Below are 20,903 nucleotides of genomic sequence, written 5' to 3'. Positions count from 1 at the left end.
TGCCAGTCAGCTCAGGCGCGTAATGCGGTAGCGCCAATCGACAGGGCCCGCCTCGAGGGTCTCAACCCGGTAGTGGAAGTCCGACTGGCGCAGGTGCTCGAAGAGAGGCTCGGGCTGGTGGGGCGCTGCGATCTGGACGTTCTCACCGATCGGCAGCGCCTCCATCGCTGCGAAGAGCACCGCGCGGCGGACAACCTTGGGGATGGAGCGGATGACGAGTTCTTCCACCGCACTCTGTTCGGGTGAGACGCGCCGCTGTCCGCCCTCGTGGACCTTGTGACGGTGCCCGCCGCCGCATCCTCCGCGGCCGCCGCCATGCCCCTTGCCGCCGCATCCGCAGCCCCCGCCGCCTGCGGACTTGAGGTTCTCAGAAGCGGTATGCGCGTCGACCAGGGAGAACATCTGGCGGGAGCGTGGCGGGTCCGGCATGGACGGGGTGTGCGACATGATAAGCCTTCGTGGGGTGATGGATACCCGGTGGGGGTACTAACGTGATGCTCAGTCTAGGGCTCTCCCCACTGAAATGCGCGATCGCACGGCGATGCCCTACGAACTCGTCGCTCGGAAGCTCATCGAGAGCCAGGTGTACAGGTTGTTCACCTTTGCAGGAGGTACATGAGAGCCTCGACGGGGCGTGAGTTGTCGGAGTACCAGCCGCATCGTTTCTTGAAGCACGACGGTTCGATGTCGACCGGGAGGGTTGCGCGATTGTCGGCCACAACGATCCTCAATCAAGATGCTTCTATGAGAAGAGCACCACCGAGGAACGAGTCGACGATCCGGAAGCCGTCCCCACCGTCGTCTCGGTGTGCGCATGCGTGTGACGCGTCCGCACGCGTCATAGGACAGGGTCGTGGTCCCCACGCCGGGCTGAACGCGGCGAACGGGACGAGCGCACACGTCGTAGTCGGTGAGGACTTCCTCTGCGGTGGGCCAGGTTTCGCGCACGATATTGCCGTCGGCGTCATAGACGATCTCGAAGCGCGCGCCACCGGTCGAGGTCGACGCCCACCATCGGCCCGCCCGATCATACTCGTAGGAGTAGGACGCGCCATCGGCGAGCCTGACCCGGGTGACGCGCCCGGCGGCGTCGCGCTCATAGCGGGTTTCGTTCCCCTCCGGATCGATGGTCGCCACGACCCGCCCCATCCGATCCACACGCCACACGACCTCGCGCCCGTCCGGACCCGCTGAAGCGATGAGACGCCCGAGCAGGTCGTGGCGCTCGCTCCATGTCGCTTTCCCATCGCTGATCGTCTCGCCGAACCCGGCCGCGTCCAACGCGGCGACACGACCCACCCCCACAGGGTCCACACCCTGCGTCGGGTGCCCCATCGGATCATAAGTCACAGACCAGGAGCCCCCGGCCGGGTCGCTCACCCGGGTCATGCGCGACATCGAATCGTGGATGAACTCCCACGCCGAACCATCCGGAAGCTCGACCCTGGCCACATTGCCCAGATCATCGAAGGTCTTGACGATGCGGCGCCCGAGCTCATCGACAGTCACACCGTCTTGGCCCGCCTCATCATGGACGACCTCAACGCGCCCGCCCACAGGATCGACCCTGGCCGAAAGACGCCCGGCGGGCGTGTACTCGAACGCCCACACGTTGCCCGCCGGGTCGATGCGAGAAGTGCACAAGCCCCGCGAATCGTAGACGAACCTCGTGCGCCTGCCCGCAGGCGACACCGAGGCGACGATCCGACCCGCGTCGTCGCGAACCAGACGCGCCGTCTCGCCCGCCCCGTTCGTCACGGACACGAGGTCACCGAAAGCGTCATAGGACAGGTGTGTTGTCCGCCCCGTCGGATCCACCAGTTCGGTGAGCAGATCACCCATCCAGGCTGCCCGCGTCACGGCGCCCTCCGCATCGACGATAACCGACGGGAAACGTTCATCAGCCGTGTATTCGAAGAGGGTCACGCTCGGCCCGCCAGTATCCGGCGCATCGACACTGACCCGCGTCAGACGATCCGACTCATCCCAGCAATAGTCCGTACGCACGCCAACAGGGTTCACCTCGGCCACGCACCGGCCCCGCTCGTCGAACTCACGAACAGTGACTCCGCCCGCCCGATCGCGCACCATCACCTGATTACCCCACCGATCAAAACACTGACGCTGTGTGTTCCCCGAACTATCCGTCACCGCGATAAGCCGACCCAAAGGGTCCGACACCCACACATTCGCCCGGGTCCCGTCCTCGTCCGCAACCTGCGTGACGCCGCCCGGAAGATACGAATAACGCGAGACGCGCCCGGCGGGCGAGCGCTGCGCACCAATCCGCCCCGCCTCGTCATACGTGTTATCCACCACCACGACCCCGTCGGCGTCCACAACCCGCACGACCACCCCGAGCACCTCATCCCACTCGTACACTCGCCGCCCCTGATCGCACCCCACAACCCCGACCAAACGCCCCGACCCATCATAGGAATACGACACGACCCGCCCATCACACGCCTCAACGCCGACGATCCGCTCACCCACCTCATCCCAGATCACGTCGACGAAACGCCCCCGCTCATGGCGAATACATGCCAAGCGCCCGTCCTCGTACAAATACGACACACCTGTCCCCGCGCCCGCAGACCTGCCCGTCACGCGACCCGAAACGTCGAAGCGCCACACGCCACCACGCGAATCCGAAACCACCCACCTCGCGCCCGCCTCGGCGACCAACCAAAAGGATTCACCCAAGGAGCGCGCAAAACCCTCGCCCTCGCGGGGGAAGACCACGACACGCCCATCCGCCATCCGCCACCGAGCCGCCTCACCATCAACATCCACGCACTCATCGGCCGGACACGCCCACCCCGGGCCCAACGACAACACCTCATGAGACGCCGAGTTGTACATCCTCGACCAACCCAACGCCGACGAACCACCGGAAAACACCAAATCCGCCTCCGGCTCAACGAAGTTCCCGGTCGCCACATTCACCGGATCATCAGCAAACCCCGAAGACGGAACCCCGCCCTGAAGCTGGGCCGACTCAATCGCGACCTGCAAGCGAGTCGCCGACACACCCGCCGCCGCCAAAGCGGCGAACAACGCCGGATCCGACAGGGTCGACACCCCTCCCACCGACCCAGCGGCCTCAAACGCCGACGCAATCGTCCGCGCCCACACCGCATCCCCACGATTCGCCGCAACATACCCACGCACACCATCCAACACACTCGACGCATCCACCCTCCCCCACAAACACGACCCCACAAACGCCTGATACGACGCCTCCAAACGCCCAGACACGATGTCAAGTTCATCGTCAGCCCCACTCATACTCGACGCATACGAACGCAAACACTCCGGCCTCGCCGACGACACCCCCGACTCAGACCCACCCCCCAACACAGGATTCTCACGAGCCCTCAACTCCGGCGCCGAAGGACACGACACCGGACCACGCGGCCTCGGCACAGTCGGACACGCATCCCACCCCATAAAATCATCCACAAAACCCTTAATCGCCCACTCGCGCTCCTGACTCTCCTGCCACTCACGAGCCCGCCGACGCACCGCATTCTCCTCACAAGCCGCATCACGCAACACCCGCACCTTCGCCGCCACATCACGCAAACACGCCGCCACATTCAACGCATCCACGCCCTCATTCACACCGTTCTGATCAAACAAACACGCAAAATACCCCGAAAAATCAGCCTTCGTCGAGTGAGCCCAGACGACCCGGGAGGAATGCAGGGCCTCGATCCGCGCAGCCGAGGAGTCGCACAAACCCGCGAATTCATCAGCAATCGAGAAATCGAATACCACATCCGGCATCGACATCAACTCGGACACACAAAACTCCCACACGAATACCGAGTAGATCAACCGTAATCAGACTACCGCACGATCCATTGCCCAGAATCGGCCAGCATAATCCACAACAAATCTGGCCTACAACCGCGAGCTCAGGTCCTGTCAACCTCAACGCGGATGCGGTAAATCCTCAGGCTCTGCCAGTCGAGGAGGCACTGAAACTCACAGGACGCAGCGATCAGTCCTCTCGGTTACCATAGCCACAGCCGACTCCGACGAACTTGATCATCGCCGGGCCCGTCGATGCAGCGACGAGCATCAACGTCCGGCGACGCGCCGAAGCGCCTGCCACCAAGAGCTCACGAGAGCGCACTCGTCACTCCCGTAACGCGAACTCAGCCTCGACCTCGACGGAGACATTGAGAGGCAATGCCGCGACGCCGACGGCGCTGCGCGCGTGGGCGGAACCGAAGATCTCGCCAAAGAGTTCGGATGCGCCGTTGATGACACCCGCCTGCCCGTAGAAATCGGGGCGCGAGGCGACGAAGCCGACGACCTTGACGACGCCGGCCAGTCGGTCGACGCCTCCGGCGAGCTCGGCCGCGGCGGCGAGCACGTTGAGCGCGCAGATCCGCGCGGCATCCTTCGCGTCCTCGGGGTCGGCCCCGTCCTCGCCGACGGCTCCGATGCACACGGGCTCACCCTCGACGACGGGGATCTGCCCGGAGGTGCGGATGACGCCCCGGTCGAGGACAGCCGGAACGTAGGCCGCGACGGGGGTCGCGACCTCGGGAAGTTCGAGGCCGAGTTCGGCGAGCCTCTCGGAGGGAAGTGTCATGATCCGCCTTTCGTTTCCTGCTCGAAGGGGTTGAGGATCCTCAGCCCCTCGATCGCTTCGAAGTCCGCGACAGTGAGCGTGGCCATGGTACATCCGCGACTGAGGCAGATCCCCGCGATCTGGACGTCCACCAGGCTCATGGGGCGTCCGGCCTTCTCGACCCTCATCGTTTCACAGGTCGACAACCCTGAGCCCCTCACCCTCCTCGGGGGAGGAGGCCGGAGTCGATCGACTCTTCTTCGCCGCCCACAGCCGGTCGGCGATCGCCGTGTAGACGAGGGTCTGCACAAGGGACAGGATCAGCGTCCACACGGGGATGTTGTCGTCAAGCAGGTTGCCCTGTCCGAATGCGGAGAACACGGCGCCGATGAGGTTGTTGACGACGTGCAGGCCGATCGCCGCTTCGAGGCCACCGGTGCGTACGACCAGCCATGCCATGCACAGGCCGAAGACGGTGACGTCAAGCATTCCCTTCCACCCGTAGACGTGCCCGAGGGTGAAGGGCACGACTGCGACGATCATCGCGACGAGGGGTGCCAGCCCCCATCCCATGAGGGCGCGCAGGGCAAAGCCCCTGAAGACGTACTCCTCAGCCGCAGCCTGGGTCGGCACGACGATGAGGATGAGAGGGAGCAGTGCGGCGCCGGTGGTGAGCTGGTCAGTGCCGATCCCCCCAGAGGCGACGATGTCGCGGATCGACAGGATGACCGACGGGGACAACACGAGGAGTGCGAGGCCGAGTGCCCGTGCGAGGATTCCCCAGCGCAGGCGGCCCCTAATGGAGGACAGGGCACCGAGGCGCACACCTTCGACGACTCGAACGGCAATGGCGAGGGCGGGGATCATGAGGGCGATGAGTCCGAAAGTGAAGACGTAAAACAAGGGGTTTGAGAAGTCCCCGTCTCGTCCTCCGGCAACAGCGACGAGATCCTCGAAGCCGCCCCCCTTCATTGCGATCCACACTCCGAGCGCGATTCCCGAGGCGAATGCGACGACGCTCCAGATCGCGATACCGAGGAGCGCCGTGAGCAGTGGGATCCACCAACGGCGCCGACGAGGACGATCCTTCACATGGAGACGGGAGTGCCCCGGCGCCGGCCAGGGGTGACGCGAAGCGGTCTCCGTCAACGGCTGAATCGGCATCTGGTCGCCGCCGGGTGCCACCGGATAGGGAGCTGCGGGCACCGGATGGCCCACCGGGGTCTCGTAACCACTGGGGCCTGCTGAATCGAACGAGGTGTTCTGCGGTGTCATATCCATATCTCCATCTTGGTCGACATGCGTCATCCCCGCTGTTGTCGTCAACACGAAGAGCCCCTTTACGTTCGTCGTGCAGGACACAGACAAGCGATGAAGGGGTGATGAGTCACCCCGTTGATGTCATAGATCTCAACAGTCACGACATAGACGAATGCGCCAATCGACTTCTGCGAGACGCAAGTGAGCATTGATGACATGGGGAGCCGCTGTCACGAGATGGGCGTGATCAGACCCCCGCTGCTGCTTAGGCGGCAAAGTATTTGGATAGGGTCCTCGCCCACCGATTCGTCGGAAGCGACGGGTCGAGGGCCGTCATCGCAGTCGCGTATTTCGAAATGCGCGCCGGGCGATGCCCGCGCTCCCACAGGAGATGGTCGAGCGCGGAGGGCGTGGATCCGGACTTCGTCTCGATGACGACGAGGTCGGGCGCCGCGAGAGTCTCCGCGCCTCCGTCCCCCATCGTCCCATGGCGCAGATCCGTCCACGTGAGGTCGGAGTCGATGGTCGCCCGCCCGTCCCCGTGGGGCATGAGGAGAGTCGCACGCGTGTAGGAGCCGCGCAGTACGGGGCGGAGCGACCCCGGGTCCGGCGCCTCGCATCCGGCGCGGATGAGAGTGTCGCGGACCCATGCCTCACCCTCGTCGCTGATCCGTCCCTCACGGGCGTCGTCGACGGCGCAGGGGATGCGTGTCTTGACGGTCGTGTTGCGCTCCCCGCGGGTTTTCACTTCGAGGAAGGCGATGTCGGAGTCGAGGTAGACGCGGGCGCGGATCTTGTATCGGCGCCTGCGGGGCCTGGCCGTATCGAAGAAGGAGCGCAGTCCCGGAGTGTCGAAATAGGTCGATGCATACGCCTGGGAGCGGATCCCGTCGATGCTGAGGACTCTCGTATCCGCGCTGAGGCCGGACATGATATCGGGGATGTGAGTGCGGGTGACGACGTACTTGCGGTCGACTCGCGTCAGCATCTGCGCCCGCTCGTTAAGTTCTGCGAGCCCGATCGTGTCGAGGTCGACGGGGATCAGTGCGTCGGCGCTGCGTCGAATGATGCGCGGGGTGTGGACGATGAGAGGGGTCATCGCGTCTCCTTGGGCGAATGGTGTCCGGGTCAGCGGTTCGAAGTGGGGGCGAGGTCCCGCGGGGCTGCGCGATGGACGAACTTCGTGTGGGCGACCTCGCGCTCAACCGTCAACTGTGTCCCCAACGAGGAGCGTTCGGCGGGCGAGTAGTTGCGAAACCGGACATCGACGAGAGTGAGGTCGTTGACGAAGTCGATGCGGATGACGCGGGTGCCGATGACCTTCGCGCCGAGTCGTTCTTCGAGGGCGCTCCGAAGGGAGGCGCCGTCGGCGATGGCGCGATCGAGTTGCACCGTCTGATTCGAGTAGCGCCCGAAGAGGAAGCGGGAGTCCCCGAATGCGAGGGCCGCGAGGATGAGGGCGACGAGTCCGACGATAAGGGGGGTCGGCGTACTCGTCATGCCCATAAGCAGCCCGATGGACAGGGAGGCGAAGTAGTAGGCGATCTCGTGCTGGGTGATCTCGTCGGAGCGCAGGCGGATGATCGAGAGGACTCCGAAGAGGCCGAGGCCGAGTCCGGCGGACACCGTGGAGTTCGCAAGGACCGTCGCGACGGCGAGGACGCCGACATTGACGCCGAGGAAGGCGGCGACGAGGTCGATTCGCCGGTGCCGGGGGAAGTAGAGGCCGAAGACGAGGACGGCCATGGCGATGAGGTCGATCCCGATCGTGATGAGCGCGGTCATAATGCTCTCCTTTGCTTTATCTCTTGGTGCTATTCCAGTCGTTCTTCCTAAATCTGAGCTGTGGAGGAGATGAGAGACTTATAAGGTTCCTGTGAAAGTGTTGTACGGCACTCCCGTCGTGGGGCTGCGCGCCGGCGACGATGCCGTCTCGCGACTGAAACCGGCCCTCGATTCGGCTCACCGGGCCACCAGACGCGGGGCTGTGCACCGGAACCTCCGTCACTCTGCCCGATGACGCACCGGGCGCCCTCGTTGTGGCGAGCCTGACGGATCTGCTCGCCCTATTTGTGCTCGCCGCGGATTGACGTGATCGTAATAGAACGCCCAGGGGTTGACACGCTCGTTCAACTCCCCTGCAGGCCCGCCATCAAATCAGATTCGACAAAACCAGGAAATCCGTGCGCGACAGATTCGCCGATGCCGGGATGAGGCGCTCAGAGCCGCGCGACCCGGCCCTCCAGCCAGGCGATGATCGACGCTACGGAGGCTCCTCGCGCCCAAGTCAGGAAGGTGCCGGAACGCCGATGCAGGTTGAGGGCGGGCACGTGCGGATTGGTCCACGCCTCCAAATCCGCCTCGAAGCCCCGGGCCCAGGGGGACTGCAGAAGACCGACTCCCTCGCCGTCGAGGACGACATCTGTGACCAGGCAGGCGCTGGCAACCGCCTGAACGTAGGTGGCGAGGTTCCGGGCGAACTCGGCAATGGTTCGTCGGCACGCCTGATCACCCTCGGTTGCAAGGGCCATCAGGTCCTCCTGGTCCCATGGTCGGCCATCATTGACGACGATGGACCGCCCTGTCCTGGCCCGCCCGACCACTGCGGGTACGGTGAGGGCCCCATTGGCACAGCCCGTATGACCGTATTGACACATGCCTCCAGCCCCTGCGACCGGGAAGTGCCCGGTGACACCATGGCCAGCTGCTGGGGAGCGGAGAGCACGTCTACCGTGCACCACGCCATGTCCGATCCCGGCTCCGACAGTGACGAGGATGAAGGATTCGGTGCTCACCCCCAGCCCGAACCACTGTTCCAGCCACGTCTGGGCTTCGAGGTCGTTCACCACCTGCAGCGCGGTGCCCTCGGGAGTACGGATCATCGATGCCAGGTCGACATCCTTCCAACCGAGGAAGCGGGAGTCCTTGACCACTCCGGCGTCGATAGAGCCCCCCATGGAGATGCCCACCCCTTCGAGACGACCTTCCAGACGGGGAGAGTCAGCCAAATCCTCAATGAGTCGGTTGACCTGTGCACTCAGCGCAGCTGGCGAGCGGTCCGCAATCGGACACGAGTGCTCGACCCTGCTCACTGCACGGACGTCCACGACGACTGCGTGAATCATGGTGGAGGTGAGATTGATGCCGATGAAGGCGTGGGCGTCGGACGGTATCCTGAGCAACTGCGTGGGCCGCCCCATGCCGGTGCGGGATATCCCCATGCCGTCATCGAGAACGAGGCCATCCTCGATCAGTGGACGAACGAGACGGGTCAAGGTTCCCGGCGACAGGCGGAGATCTCGTGCCATGTCCGCCCTGGACAGCGGGCCCTTGGTGAGGATGTGTGCTGCGGCTGCCAGGGTCGAGTCCTCGTATAATCCCGGCATTCGGTCACCGCCAATCTCAATTTCTCAGTGCATCGGCAGGTCCTGGAGCGGCTCAAGTCCGCCGTACGCGCACACTGGATCCGCAGGTTTCGCACTAATTCTATCCCGCTCACGGTGCTCCCGAAGCCGCGCCGACGGCCCTCGGATGCTCAACGGCTTCCTGCTGCGACCTGCCCGATATGAGTAATTCTCGCAAAACCCTTGTCAAGGTCAGCATCACCTCCTACTATGTTGTCTATTGGAATTAAGTCGAGTCGCGACAGTGTGATAACACTTCGCGCGGCACCTGATCGACACACCCGCACAAAGGAGTGAAACATGTCGAACCAGCCTGGCATCACTCTCCTGCGCAATGGTGGAACCTCGGTTATTGCGAGGATTTTTAAGGACTCTCTCCCTGAGATTCTCCATTGGGGCGAAGACCTGGGACCCCTTACGCCCAGAAGTCTCGAAGATTTTGCCCTCACCCAGGTCCTTCCCATCACCTCGGGAACTCCGGACCTCCCACCACGACTTTCTTTATGTCCACAACAATCAGAAGGGTGGATCGGTACCCCCGGCCTCCAAGGCTCAGTCGAGGGGCGCGGCACCTTCAGCTCCTTTACCCTCACCTCCTGGACCGTCGAGGGCAAAGGAACCGAGGAGTCACCGAGTACTTTGCGGGTGCAGGCTCATGATGACGAGGCCGACCTCGATATGCTCCTCACCCTTCACCTGGAGGATTCGGGCCTCTTGCGCGCACGTCTCGCCCTCACCAATCGAGGGAACCGGTCCTATGCCCTGGACTCCCTCCTCCTCGCTCTGCCCACCCCCGCCGAGGAGAGCCTCGTCCTCGACCAGAACGGTCATCACCTGCGCGAACGCGAGATCGCCACTCACGAGTTCACCATCGGCGCCCACGAAAGAACCACCCGCGTGGCCCGCGGACACAACTCCTCCACTATTCACGGGACCTGCGGACGGGGCCCCTTGTGGCGCAGCGCCCCCGTTCACTACGTGCACGTCGCATGGTCCGGCAATACCCGTACGGTCGCGGAGAAGACCCCCCAGGGACAGCAGTGCCTCATCGCGGGGGAAATCCTACTGCCCGGCGAGGTCGTCCTCGCCCCCGGTGACGTCCACGAGGGCCCCTGGATCTTCGCGACCTGGGGAAACGGACTGGACGAGGCCGCCGCCCGCATCCACCAGTACCTGCGGGGGCGCCCCAACCACCCGCACACGCCGCGCCCCGTCACCTTGAACGCCTGGGAGGCCGTGTACTTCGACCATTCCATGGAGCGTCTGCTGCCCCTAGTGGAGGCGGCCGCGAAGGTCGGCATCGAACGCTTCGTCCTGGACGACGGCTGGTTCGGCTCCCGGCGCGACGACACCTCTGGACTGGGAGACTGGGTGGTCTCCGAGGAGGTGTGGCCGAATGGCTTGAGCCCCCTGGCCGACGCCGTCCACGAACGCGGAATGCAATTCGGCCTGTGGTTCGAACCCGAGATGGTCAGTCCCGACTCCGATGCGGCCCGCGCCCACCCCGATTGGATCCTCTCCCCCGCGAGCCACCGCCCCCAGCCTGCTCGCCATCAGCAGGTTCTCGACCTGACGAACCCCGAGGCCTTCGAACACGTGCGCTCACAGATGCTCGCCGTCCTGGACGAGGTCCGAATCGACTACATCAAATGGGATTTCAACCGGGACCTGTACGAAGCGGTGTCGCCGCGCACCGGCCTGCCCGTCCACCACACTCAGACCCTGGCCGTCTACGCCCTCATGGACGCCCTTTTGGAGGCCCGCCCCGGCCTGGAGATCGAGTCGTGCGCCGGAGGCGGGGGCCGTATCGACCTGGGGATCATGGAGCGAGCAATGCGCGTGTGGGCCTCGGACTGCATCGACCCCCTGGAGCGCCAGCAGATCGAGGCTGGAACGGCTCTGCTGCTGCCGCCCGAACTGGTCGGCTCGCACATCGCGTCGACCACCTCCCATACCACGGGGCGCACCCTCGCCCTGGACATGCGCGCCTCCACCGCGATCCTGTCCCACATGGGCGTCGAATGGGACCTCACCGCGGTGAGTCCCGGGGAGCTCGATCAGCTCGGCGCCTGGATCGCCCTGCACAAGGAACTACGATCCCTGACCCACACCGGAACCCTGGTCCATGCCGATCACCCCGACCCGGGCTGGTCCATCCGCGGCGTCGTCGCAGTCGACAAAACCGAAGCCGTATACTTCCTGACCCGCACGGTCACCTCCGCTCAGCGTCCCACTCCACCCGTGCGCCTACCCGGCCTTGACGAGAACGCCTGCTACGCCCTTGAATCCCTGAGCCCCGCGGGAGTGCCCTCGCCGGTCCCCCGCCGCCTGGATACCGTCCCGTGGTGGCCCGGCCCCGTCACTCTCGCCGGTCGCTCATTGACGAGGGCGGGGCTGCGCATTCCCGACCTCGACCCCGCCCAATGCTTCATGCTCCGCCTGCGCGCCCAGTGACACAGTCCCTAATTCCCATTGAAGGGAGAACCCACCCCATGTCCATCACCAGCACCAGAGCACGCCCGACAGTGATCAGCAAGGACATGCGCACCGCAGGATTCTTCCTGCTGCCCGCAGCCATCGGCCTGATCGCTTTCTACATCGTCCCGGCCGTCCGCGGCTTCTACTACTCCTTCACCGACTACCCGGTCCTCCAGGCGGCCGAGTGGATCGGAGTAGGCAACTACACCCGTTTGCTTACCGACCCGCTGTTCTGGAACGCCCTGCTGGTCACCGCCTACTACGTGCTGCTCAACATCGGTTTCCAGACGATCATCGCCGTCGTCCTGGCCGTCCTCATGCAGCGGCTCACCGAATCCACGCTGATCCGGGGCATGGCACTGCTGCCGTACTTCGTGGCGAACGTGGTCATCGCTCTGCTGTGGTACTTCATGATGGACTACCAGATGGGCATCGTGAACGTCGGCCTCGATGCCATCGGCTTCGACCGGGTCGCCTTCTTCGGGGAGTCCGCCTGGGCGATCCCAACCGTCGCATTCATCAACGTCTGGCGGCACATGGGCTACACGGCACTGCTGGTCTTCGCCGGCCTGCAGACCATTAACAAGAGCGTGTACGAGGCGGCCGACATTGACGGTGCAGGTGAGGGCAGGAAGTTCTTCTCCATCACCTTGCCGCTGCTGCGACCGGTCCTGGCAATGATTCTGGTCGTTACTGTCACCGGCTCATTTCAAATCTTCGACACCATCGCCATCACCACCCAGGGCGGGCCCGTCAACGCCACGCGCGTCATCTACTTCTACATCTACGACCTAGCCTTCGGCCAGCTCGACTTCGGATACGCATCAGCCCTGGCCATGGTCTTGTTCATGCTCCTCATCGGGATCTCAATGATCCAGTTGAAGCTGATGCGGGCCGGCGAGTCGGACGAGTTGTGAGGAGAGAGAACATGACACATGCGACCCCGACCCTGTCAAGGCACAAGACCAAGGCCCGCCCTCGCCCCGGCCGCATTGCCGCGTGGGCCTGTCTGATCGCCATCCTCGCCCTCACTCTCATCCCCTTCTATTGGATGCTGCGCTCCTCATTCACCCCGAACGCCGAGCTCATCTCCGAACCTGGCGCCCTATGGCCGAAGAACCCCACCTTCGATGCCTATCGCCGCGTTTTCGGTTTGACCACACCGGAGGAGGCCATCGCGCAGGGCGGCGCGGGCGCCTCCATCGACTTCTGGCTGTACCTGCGCAATTCCGCCATCGTCGCCACCTTAGTGACCGTCGGGCAGACCACCTTCTCTGCAATGGCCGCCTACGCTTTCTCGCGGCTGCAGTGGAAGGGCCGGGACTTCGTATTCTCGGTGTTCCTGTCCGCTCTGATGGTGCCCTCGATCTTCACCGCGATCCCGAACTTCATCCTCATTAAGGAACTCGGGCTGCTCAACACCTTCGCGGGCATCGTCCTGCCGACCTTCTTCATGACGCCCTTCGCAATCTTCTTCCTGCGTCAGTTCTTCCTGGGCATCCCCAAGGAGATTGACGAGGCAGCGATGATCGACGGCTCCGGGCCTCTCAAGGTGTTCTTCCGGGTCATCGTCCCCATGTCGGCTGCGCCCATCACCACCTTGGCGGTGCTGACGTTCATCGCTGCATGGAACGACTACATGTGGCCACTGCTGGTGGGCCAGTCCGAGAACGTCCGGGTGCTCACCGTGGCGCTGGGCATCTTCCGCTCGCAGACCCCGCAGGGTTCGCCCGACTGGGCCGGACTCATGGCGGCCGCCCTCATTGCGGCGCTGCCGATCATCATCCTCTTCACCGTCCTGGGCAAGAGGATCGTCAACTCCATCGGCTTCTCCGGAATCAAGTGAGGCGAAGATGACCAGTTCAACACGCTCCCTTTCCCGTGCTTCCTCCCGTTCCCGTCGGGTCGCCGCCTTTCTCACCGGCGTTTCCGCCCTCGGTCTCTCCCTGGCCTCCTGCTCGAGCCTGCCCCTGGCGGGGGATGACGAGGTCGTCCTCGACTACTGGCTCTGGGACTCCTCCCAGCTGCCCGGATACCGCCAGTGCGCCGCCGCCTTCGAAGAGGCCAACCCGGGCATCACCATCCGGATTACGCAGTACGGCTGGGGTGACTACTGGACGCAGATCACCGCGACCATGGTCGCCGAGGCCGCCCCGGACGTCTTCACCAACCACACCGGTCAGTTCGGCAAGTACGCCGGCCTGGACCAGCTGTTGGACCTGACCCCCTACATCGAGCGCGATGGTTTCGACCTGTCGATCTTCGAGGAGGGACTGGCCGACCAGTGGGTCGACGAAACCGGGACCGGTCGCTTCGGCATCCCCAAGGACTGGGACACCGAGGCACTGTTCTACAACGAGAACCTGATCGCCGAAGCCGGGTACACCCGCGAGGACCTGTGGTCGCTGGAGTGGAACCCCGAGGACGGCGGCTCCTTCGAGGCAATGCTCGCCCACCTGACCGTGGACAAGAACGGGGTGCGCGGTGACGAGCCCAACTTCGACAAGAACAACATCGCCGTGTACGGCATGGGATACGGAGACGCCGGAGCCGGGTACGGGCAGACCCAGTGGTCCCCCTTCGCCTTGACCAACGGACACTGGACTTGGACGGACAAGAACCCGTGGGGCCGGACCTTCAACTATGACGACCCCGCCTTCAAGGAGACCATCTCCTGGTACATTGGGCTCATCGAAAAGGGGTACATGCCGCCCCTCGCAGTGGCCACTTCGGGCATCGGCTCCCTGGAGAGTCTTGGTTCGGGCGGATACGCAATGATCGTCGAGGGCTCCTGGAACGTCAACACGGTGTCGAACACCGCGGCAGTCCCTGTGCAGGTCGCGCCCACCCCGATCGGCCCTGACGGGAATCGGGCCTCGGTGGTGAACGGTCTGGCGGACTCGATCTTCGTCGGCTCCGAGCATCCCGACGAGGCATGGGAGTGGGTGAAGTTCCTGGGTTCGACCTCCTGCCAGGACATCATCGCCGAACAGGCAGTGGTCTTCCCCGCGATCTCGACATCTTCGGAGAAGGCGATCATCGCCTTCGAGGAACTGGGTTTCGACGCGCAGGCCTTCGCCATCCACATTCACGAGGGGACGGGCGTGTCCTCACCGGTCATCGACCGGTGGGCGGCTCTAGAGTCGATCATGTCTCCGGCGATGTCAGCGGTCTTCATGTTCCAACAGCCGGTTGATTCCATGGACCGGGTCAATGCCGAAGCCGATGCCATGATGGCGCGCAACCGGGACTGAACATGAGCCGGACGTCGGTGCACCGCAGGCATTGCGACAAGAGAGGGGGATAGGTTTCGGCAGTGACGCATTGCGCAAAACGCATGTGATCTTTGTCCTATCACGGCCCCGTACTCGTCCACGGATCGACATCCCAAAAACTGCGGAATCCCAATGAAAAGCAGCCGTCTGCCCCCAGATCCCGCGCGAGGCGCCGCGCAGTCCTAGCGTCATGACCATGGTCGAAGTCAGAATCCACGGTCGAGGAGGACAGGGAGTCGTCACCGCATCCGATCTGCTGGCAATGGCTGCTTTCACAGACGGACACCACGCGCAGGCATTCCCCTCCTTCGGCTCCGAGCGCACCGGCGCCCCCGTTGTCGCCTTCTGCCGGATCTCCGATACGGAGATCCGGACCAGGGAACCTGTCCTCGAACCCGATGTCATCGTCATCCAGGACCCGACACTGCTCGCCGTGATGGACGTCTTCGCCGGGCTCAAACCCAATGGGTACGTCCTCCTCAATTCGACGAAGTCGTTCCACGAGCTCGGGCTCGACGACCTCGTCGCCTCCCTGCCCCCCGGCCACGCCATCACCCTCGCCGCCTTCGACTTGGCCCGCGAACACGTGGGGCGCCCCGTCCCCAACGCCGTGATGCTCGGCGGAGTCGCGGCCCTCACCGGCCTCATCCGCCTCCAATCCGTCGTCGACGCGATCCACCACCGCTTCCCCGGCCGAGTCGGGGACCAGAACGTCACGGCGGCAACAGCCGCATTCGACCTCGTCACGTCCATGCGCACCGCCGCACAAGGGGAGGAACCCCATGCGTGAACAAATCGAAGGCTCGCAGGCCATCGCCAAAGCGGTCGCCGCGTGCACGCCTGAAGTGATCGCCGCCTACCCGATCAGCCCGCAGACGCACATCGTCGAAACACTGTCTGCTCTCGTCAAGAAGGGCGAACTCGACGGGTGCGAATACCTCAACGTCGAATCGGAGTTCGGCGCGATGTCCGCCTGCATCGGCGCATCCGCTGTGGGCGCCCGAACGTACACGGCGACCGCATCACAGGGCCTGCTCTTCATGGTCGAAGCGGTGTACAACGCCTCAGGCCTGGGCCTGCCGATCGTCATGACCGTCGCGAATCGCGCGATCGGCGCCCCCATCAACATCTGGAACGACCACACCGACGCGATGAGTCAGCGCGACTCCGGGTGGCTGCAACTGTACGCCGAAACCAATCAAGAGGCCGCGGACCTGCACGTCCAGGCTTTCCGCATCGCTGAAGAACTGTCGCTGCCCGTCATGGTGTGCATGGACGGCTTCGTCCTCACCCACGCGATGGAGGTCGTTGACGTCCCCGAGGCCGACCAGGTCGCCCGCTTCCTTCCCCCCTATGAGCCCCGTCAGGTCCTCGACCCTGAAAGGCCCGTATCGATCGGGGCGATGGTCGGCCCCGAGGCGTACACCGAGGTCCGCTACCTCGCCCACCACCGTCAAATGCAGGCCCTCGACCTCATTCCTCGGGTGCAGGCGGAGTTCGCTGAGATCTTCGGACGCGACTCGGGCGGCCTCGGGCGCCCCTACCGCACCGAGGACGCCGAGACGATCGTCGTGTCGATGGGCTCGGTGCTCGGCACCATCAAGGACGTCATCGACGAGCGTCGCGAACGCGGGGAGAGGATCGGGGTCCTCGGCATCACGAGCTTCCGCCCCTTCCCCACCGACGCGGTGCACGACGCGCTCAAGAACTGCCGCCGCTTCATCAACGTGGAGAAGGCGTTCTCCGTCGGCATCGGCGGGATCGTGTCCTCCCACTGCCGCAGCGCCGTGCGGGGCATGGGGATCGAGAACTTCGAAGTCTTCGCCGGACTCGGCGGGCGCCCCATTACGAAGGCGTCCCTGCACGCCCTCCTCGACGAGGCCGCCGCCGGTACTCTCGACGAGCAGACCTTCCTCGACCTCGACCGTGGACTCGTTGACGCCGAACTTGCCCGCGAGGCCGCCACCCGCAGGTCGGGTCCCCTCGCTGAGAACATCATGCGCGACTCGCATGCGCGCACCGACGCTGCATTGCGGATGTGACAGGAGCCGGCACATGAGCACTCATCTGGGAATCCCCGGGGTCCGCGAGACCCTCATCCCCGCGCGTGAACACGTCAAGTTCTACCAAGTCGGCTCCTACGCGGTCGGCAATCGGCTCGCCGAAGAAGACTACCGTTCCGTCCAATCCGACCCGAATCGTTGGAATACGCTCACCTCCGGGCACCGCGCCTGCCAGGGGTGCGGCGAGGCCCTCGGCGCCCGCTATGCTCTCGACTCCGCGGCCGCAGCGTCGGGCGGGGACCTCGTCGCGGTGAACGCCACCGGCTGCCTCGAAGTCTTCTCCACCCCCTACCCCGAGTCCGCATGGACCGTACCGTGGCTGCACTCCCTCTTCGGCAACGCCCCTGCGGTCGCCGCGGGTGCCGTTGCGGGTCTGCGCGCCAAGGGAAGGGCGACCAGGGTCGTCGCTCAGGGAGGTGACGGCGGGACCGTCGACATCGGCATGGGCTGCCTGTCGGGAATGTTCGAGCGCAATGACGACGTCTTGTACATCTGCTACGACAACGAGGCGTATATGAACACCGGCGTGCAGCGCTCCGGCGCGACGCCCCCCACCGCACGCACGGCGACCACCCAGCCCGTCGGGCCGAATCCGGGCAATAGTTTCGGCCAGGGCAAGGACATGGCCCGCATCGCGATGGCCCATGAGATCCCCTATGTCGCGACCGCGACAGTCGCCGACCTGCGCGACCTCGAGTACAAGGTGACCAAGGCGATGGGATACCACGGGGCTCGCTACATCCACGTCCTCGTTCCGTGCCCGCTCGGGTGGGGGGCCGCCTCGAATCTGACGGTGAAACTCGCAAGGCTTGCCACCCAGACCGGCCTCTTCCCCGTGTTCGAGGCCGAGGGGGGCGAGATCACCTCGGTGACGAAGATCCGCCGCCCCGCCCCCGTCGAGGAGTACCTGCGCCCCCAGCGCCGCTTCGCGCACCTGTTCAGGGGGGAGGGCGATGCTCCGACCCTCGCCCGCATCCAGGCGATCGCCGATCGCAATATCCGCCGCTACGGCCTCATCGACGAGGAGCTGCTCGACTCGGACGTCCTCGAACGGGTCCTCGCCGCTCCCGAGGATCCCGAGGGCCGGTACGACACGATCATCCATGCCGCGGCCCAGACGAAACAGGGGCGCGCTGAGGCGGCCGCCCTCGCCGAGGCGTTGGAGGGGGCGGGGCCGACGACGCAGATCCGCAGGCCCGACACATTGACGAGGGCGTCCCTGCGCGCCGAGGCCGCACCGGAGAAGGAGTGAGCGCCATGACCATCGAGACTCAGCCCTTTGCGATTACTCTGAACGTCGGGTCGTCGCTGGCGAATGAGACCGGATCGTGGCGCACGGAACGGCCCGTATACGTCAACCTTTTGCCGCCGTGCAATAAGGCGTGCCCGGCGGGCGAGAACATCCAGCAGTGGCTGTACCACGCCGAAGAGGGCGACTACGAGGCCGCGTGGCGCGAGATCATGGTGAATAATCCGATGCCCGCAACAATGGGGCGCGTCTGCTATCACCCGTGTCAGACGGCGTGCAATCGCGTTCAGGTCGATGAGGCGGTCGGGATCAATGCGATCGAGCGCTTCCTCGGGGATAAGGCGATCGAACAGGGGTGGCGCGTCCCGGTGACTGCGCCCGATTCGGGCAAGTCGGTGCTCATCGTCGGTGCTGGCCCGTCGGGGCTGTCTGCCGCCTATCATCTGCGCATGGCGGGCCACCGCGTGCACATCAAAGAGGCGGGCCCCATGGCGGGCGGTATGATGCGCTTCGGCATCCCGGCCTACCGCCTGCCCCGGGGAATCCTGGATGCGGAGATCCGCCGCATTGAAGAGATGGGCGTGACCTTCGAGTTCAACGCGAAAGTCGACAATGTCGAGGATGAGGTCGGCACGTGGGATGCGATCTTCCTCGCCGTGGGCGCCCACATCGGGCGACGCGCTTTCATCCCCGCCGGGGAGTCCGCGAAGATCATGGACGCCGTGTCTGTGCTTCAGGGCGTCGAGACCGGTGAGAAGCCGATGCTGGGACGCCGAGTCGTCGTCTACGGCGGCGGCAATACGGCGATCGACATGGCCCGCACCGCTAAGCGCCTCGGCGCATCCGAGGCGATCATCGTTTACCGGCGCACCCGCGACCGCATGCCCGCACACGACTCCGAGGTCACCGAGGCCGAGGAGGAGGGCATCATGATGCGCTGGCTGTCCACGGTCAAGCACGTGGATGGTGGGACGCTGACCATTGAGAAGATGGAGCTCGACGAGTCGGGCTTCCCGCAGCCGACCGGCGAATTCGAGGAGCTCGGCGCGGATTCCCTCGTCATGGCTCTGGGCCAGGAGGCGGACCTGTCGTTGATCGAGAACGCCTCGGGCATTGAGATCGAGGACGGGGTCGTGCGCGTCACCGACCAGATGATGACGGGCATTGACGGCGTGTTCGCCGGCGGCGACATGGTGCCCTCGGAGCGAACGGTGACTGTGGCGATCGGGCACGGGAAGAAGGCGTCGCGCTATATCGACGCCTACCTGCACGGGACCACATACGAGCCCGCCCCCAAGCATGGCGATGCCGAGTTCTCCCGGATGACGCCGTGGTACTACGCGGATGCACCTCATCAGGTGCGCGCGAAGCTGGAGGGGGCCAGGCGCGCCTCCTCCTTCGACGAGGTCGTTCAGGGTCTGGATGAGGAGTCCGCGATCTTCGAGGCCCGCCGCTGCATGTCGTGCGGCAACTGTTTCGGCTGCGACAACTGTTTCGGCGTCTGCCCGGATAATGCGATCACGAAGATCAAGCCCGGCGAGTACGAGTTCAAGTACGACTACTGCAAGGGCTGCGGCCTGTGCGCCGAAGAGTGCCCCTGCGGCGCGATCTCCATGATCCCCGAGCAGGTGTAGCGCCGCCCTCCTCACTCTGTATCCACAGCGACGACTACGACGTCACCGAGTGGGGATAGACTGCATGAATGAGGTTCGCGTATCTCGATGAGTCACGAACATCGGATGGGCGCATCTATATGTTCGGCATTCTCCTCATTGACGAGGATCAGCTCAGCTCCGTCGAGCGGTCTTTGGACTCCCAGGCGAGCTTCGCGCACTCCCTCTGCCCCTCCGTTCCTGATTCTGCGGAGTTCCATGGTTACGATCTCTTTCACCTGAAGAGCGATTGGAATGGGGCACCTATCTGGTTGAGTGTTCAACTATTTCAGAACATATCCAAGATCGTCGTCAACTCCGGAGCCACGTTGATCATTCGAGCAATCAACGTTCCCCGCCTCAAGGCTAGGTACTCTAAGCCCTTCCCACCGCACGAATTAGCTCTTGCTCATGCATTTGAAGCGATCGAACGCAAGATGCGTGAGACTGCGCCTGATGAAGCGGTGCTCCTGTTCGCTGATGAGCATCACAGCGCTGAGACCGGTCGAACCAATCTTCACGTGGGACGCGATCGGAAACTACGAGGCAAGACCAGCATCACTCTCGATCACGTCGCCGACACCGTGTACTTCGGGCCATCTTCATCAAGCCGCCTACTTCAGGCGATCGACGTGGTTACCTTTGTGTTTCAGCGTCACAGATTCCACACCGAGAGAGACCCACAGGCGCAACGCGCACTTAACAGAATCTGGCGGATTCTCGGGCCAGCGATCACGTACCACGAATGGCCATGACGAGCACATGATGCACGGAAACCCTGGCCACAAGGGCCAGGGTCCGGCTGATGCGGGAGCTGTAAAGATCCTGCAAGATCCACTGTATCAAGCACTGCCTCCTCGTTTCAATAGGAGCGAAGCACGTGCGGCGGAACAGCGTGACGATGGCACGCTTGCAACAAGTTGCCGCATGCCGCGTT

At 64.3% G+C, this 20,903-nt stretch carries 17 protein-coding genes; 9 read left to right on the top strand and 8 right to left on the bottom strand.

Annotated elements, in window-relative coordinates; all coding sequences use genetic code 11:
* Positions 1-6: 6 nt before the first annotated feature.
* The 8 genes from BQ7471_RS09265 to BQ7471_RS09235 form a co-directional block, all read right to left on the bottom strand.
* Positions 7-429 carry a DUF2249 domain-containing protein gene (locus tag BQ7471_RS09265; protein WP_129583416.1) on the bottom strand — a complete coding sequence of 141 codons (423 nt, stop codon included), beginning with the start codon at positions 427-429 and terminating at the stop codon, positions 7-9.
* Between the two features lie 117 nt (positions 430-546).
* Positions 547-3,171 carry a DUF6531 domain-containing protein gene (locus BQ7471_RS09260; RefSeq protein WP_159438539.1) on the bottom strand — a complete coding sequence of 875 codons (2,625 nt, stop codon included), beginning with the start codon at positions 3,169-3,171 and terminating at the stop codon, positions 547-549.
* A gap of 973 nt (positions 3,172-4,144) precedes the next feature.
* Positions 4,145-4,606 (bottom strand): RidA family protein, encoded by a 462-nt coding sequence (locus BQ7471_RS09255; protein ID WP_076465748.1) that lies wholly within the window; start codon positions 4,604-4,606, stop codon positions 4,145-4,147.
* On the bottom strand, positions 4,603-4,773 hold the full coding sequence (locus BQ7471_RS11385) for a PIN domain-containing protein (RefSeq protein WP_159438538.1): 171 nt from the start codon (positions 4,771-4,773) through the stop codon (positions 4,603-4,605). The genes BQ7471_RS09255 and BQ7471_RS11385 overlap by 4 nt, the downstream gene beginning before the upstream one ends.
* A 4-nt stretch (positions 4,774-4,777) precedes the next feature.
* Positions 4,778-5,860, bottom strand: a complete 1,083-nt coding sequence (locus BQ7471_RS09250; RefSeq protein WP_159438537.1) for a CPBP family intramembrane glutamic endopeptidase — start codon at positions 5,858-5,860, stop codon at positions 4,778-4,780.
* Between the two features lie 250 nt (positions 5,861-6,110).
* On the bottom strand, positions 6,111-6,944 hold the full coding sequence (locus tag BQ7471_RS09245; protein ID WP_076465745.1) for a polyphosphate polymerase domain-containing protein: 834 nt from the start codon (positions 6,942-6,944) through the stop codon (positions 6,111-6,113).
* A gap of 29 nt (positions 6,945-6,973) precedes the next feature.
* On the bottom strand, positions 6,974-7,630 hold the full coding sequence (locus BQ7471_RS09240) for a DUF4956 domain-containing protein (protein WP_083663352.1): 657 nt from the start codon (positions 7,628-7,630) through the stop codon (positions 6,974-6,976).
* Between the two features lie 434 nt (positions 7,631-8,064).
* Positions 8,065-9,231: an ROK family transcriptional regulator gene (locus BQ7471_RS09235; RefSeq protein ID WP_129583414.1), complete on the bottom strand. Its 1,167-nt coding sequence runs from the start codon at positions 9,229-9,231 to the stop codon at positions 8,065-8,067.
* 318 nt (positions 9,232-9,549) lie between these two features.
* Here BQ7471_RS09235 and BQ7471_RS09230 point away from each other — a divergent pair, with 318 nt between their 5' ends.
* The 9 genes from BQ7471_RS09230 (at position 9,550) to BQ7471_RS09190 (ending at position 20,721) form a co-directional block, all read left to right on the top strand.
* Complete coding sequence (locus BQ7471_RS09230; protein ID WP_076465744.1) at positions 9,550-11,703, top strand: alpha-galactosidase; 2,154 nt, start codon at positions 9,550-9,552, stop codon at positions 11,701-11,703.
* A gap of 38 nt (positions 11,704-11,741) precedes the next feature.
* On the top strand, positions 11,742-12,644 hold the full coding sequence (locus tag BQ7471_RS09225; protein WP_076465742.1) for a carbohydrate ABC transporter permease: 903 nt from the start codon (positions 11,742-11,744) through the stop codon (positions 12,642-12,644).
* An 11-nt stretch (positions 12,645-12,655) separates the two neighbouring features.
* Positions 12,656-13,573: a carbohydrate ABC transporter permease gene (locus BQ7471_RS09220; RefSeq protein WP_076465740.1), complete on the top strand. Its 918-nt coding sequence runs from the start codon at positions 12,656-12,658 to the stop codon at positions 13,571-13,573.
* Positions 13,574-13,580: 7 nt separating this feature from the next.
* Positions 13,581-14,981, top strand: coding sequence for an ABC transporter substrate-binding protein (locus tag BQ7471_RS09215; protein ID WP_083663350.1), 1,401 nt, complete (start codon positions 13,581-13,583; stop codon positions 14,979-14,981).
* Positions 14,982-15,198: 217 nt separating this feature from the next.
* Positions 15,199-15,792: a 2-oxoacid:acceptor oxidoreductase family protein gene (locus BQ7471_RS09210; RefSeq protein ID WP_076465739.1), complete on the top strand. Its 594-nt coding sequence runs from the start codon at positions 15,199-15,201 to the stop codon at positions 15,790-15,792.
* Positions 15,785-17,044 carry a pyruvate ferredoxin oxidoreductase gene (porA, locus tag BQ7471_RS09205; RefSeq protein WP_076465737.1) on the top strand — a complete coding sequence of 420 codons (1,260 nt, stop codon included), beginning with the start codon at positions 15,785-15,787 and terminating at the stop codon, positions 17,042-17,044. Before BQ7471_RS09210 ends, porA begins: the two co-directional genes overlap by 8 nt.
* 13 nt (positions 17,045-17,057) lie before the next feature.
* Positions 17,058-18,317, top strand: coding sequence for a thiamine pyrophosphate-dependent enzyme (locus tag BQ7471_RS09200; protein ID WP_076465736.1), 1,260 nt, complete (start codon positions 17,058-17,060; stop codon positions 18,315-18,317).
* Positions 18,318-18,322: 5 nt separating this feature from the next.
* Entirely contained in the window at positions 18,323-19,948 is a 1,626-nt protein-coding gene (locus BQ7471_RS09195) for an NAD(P)-binding protein (RefSeq protein ID WP_076465734.1), read from the top strand.
* Between the two features lie 68 nt (positions 19,949-20,016).
* Positions 20,017-20,721: a DUF3800 domain-containing protein gene (locus BQ7471_RS09190; protein WP_076465733.1), complete on the top strand. Its 705-nt coding sequence runs from the start codon at positions 20,017-20,019 to the stop codon at positions 20,719-20,721.
* Positions 20,722-20,903: the final 182 nt, after the last annotated feature.

Origin of the sequence: Actinomyces mediterranea (assembly GCF_900155595.1) — a bacterium.
Taxonomy (GTDB): Bacteria; Actinomycetota; Actinomycetes; order Actinomycetales; family Actinomycetaceae; genus Pauljensenia; species Pauljensenia mediterranea.
Note: the sequence above shows the minus strand (reverse complement) of the source record. Positions and strands in the feature narration are given on the sequence as shown.

What these genes read in the sequence shown, in the direction of transcription:
- BQ7471_RS09210 (WP_076465739.1), top strand. Translation starts at nt 15,199, where the DNA reads ATGGTCGAAGTCAGAATCCACGGTCGAGGAGGACAGGGAGTCGTCACC.
- BQ7471_RS09245 (WP_076465745.1), bottom strand. Translation starts at nt 6,944, where the DNA reads ATGACCCCTCTCATCGTCCACACCCCGCGCATCATTCGACGCAGCGCC.
- porA (WP_076465737.1), top strand. Translation starts at nt 15,785, where the DNA reads ATGCGTGAACAAATCGAAGGCTCGCAGGCCATCGCCAAAGCGGTCGCC.
- BQ7471_RS09240 (WP_083663352.1), bottom strand. Translation starts at nt 7,630, where the DNA reads ATGACCGCGCTCATCACGATCGGGATCGACCTCATCGCCATGGCCGTC.
- BQ7471_RS09265 (WP_129583416.1), bottom strand. Translation starts at nt 429, where the DNA reads ATGCCGGACCCGCCACGCTCCCGCCAGATGTTCTCCCTGGTCGACGCG.
- BQ7471_RS11385 (WP_159438538.1), bottom strand. Translation starts at nt 4,773, where the DNA reads ATGAGGGTCGAGAAGGCCGGACGCCCCATGAGCCTGGTGGACGTCCAG.
- BQ7471_RS09230 (WP_076465744.1), top strand. Translation starts at nt 9,550, where the DNA reads ATGTCGAACCAGCCTGGCATCACTCTCCTGCGCAATGGTGGAACCTCG.
- BQ7471_RS09255 (WP_076465748.1), bottom strand. Translation starts at nt 4,606, where the DNA reads ATGACACTTCCCTCCGAGAGGCTCGCCGAACTCGGCCTCGAACTTCCC.
- BQ7471_RS09220 (WP_076465740.1), top strand. Translation starts at nt 12,656, where the DNA reads ATGACACATGCGACCCCGACCCTGTCAAGGCACAAGACCAAGGCCCGC.
- BQ7471_RS09225 (WP_076465742.1), top strand. Translation starts at nt 11,742, where the DNA reads ATGTCCATCACCAGCACCAGAGCACGCCCGACAGTGATCAGCAAGGAC.
- BQ7471_RS09250 (WP_159438537.1), bottom strand. Translation starts at nt 5,860, where the DNA reads ATGACACCGCAGAACACCTCGTTCGATTCAGCAGGCCCCAGTGGTTAC.
- BQ7471_RS09235 (WP_129583414.1), bottom strand. Translation starts at nt 9,231, where the DNA reads ATGCCGGGATTATACGAGGACTCGACCCTGGCAGCCGCAGCACACATC.
- BQ7471_RS09215 (WP_083663350.1), top strand. Translation starts at nt 13,581, where the DNA reads ATGACCAGTTCAACACGCTCCCTTTCCCGTGCTTCCTCCCGTTCCCGT.
- BQ7471_RS09200 (WP_076465736.1), top strand. Translation starts at nt 17,058, where the DNA reads ATGAGCACTCATCTGGGAATCCCCGGGGTCCGCGAGACCCTCATCCCC.
- BQ7471_RS09195 (WP_076465734.1), top strand. Translation starts at nt 18,323, where the DNA reads ATGACCATCGAGACTCAGCCCTTTGCGATTACTCTGAACGTCGGGTCG.
- BQ7471_RS09190 (WP_076465733.1), top strand. Translation starts at nt 20,017, where the DNA reads ATGAGGTTCGCGTATCTCGATGAGTCACGAACATCGGATGGGCGCATC.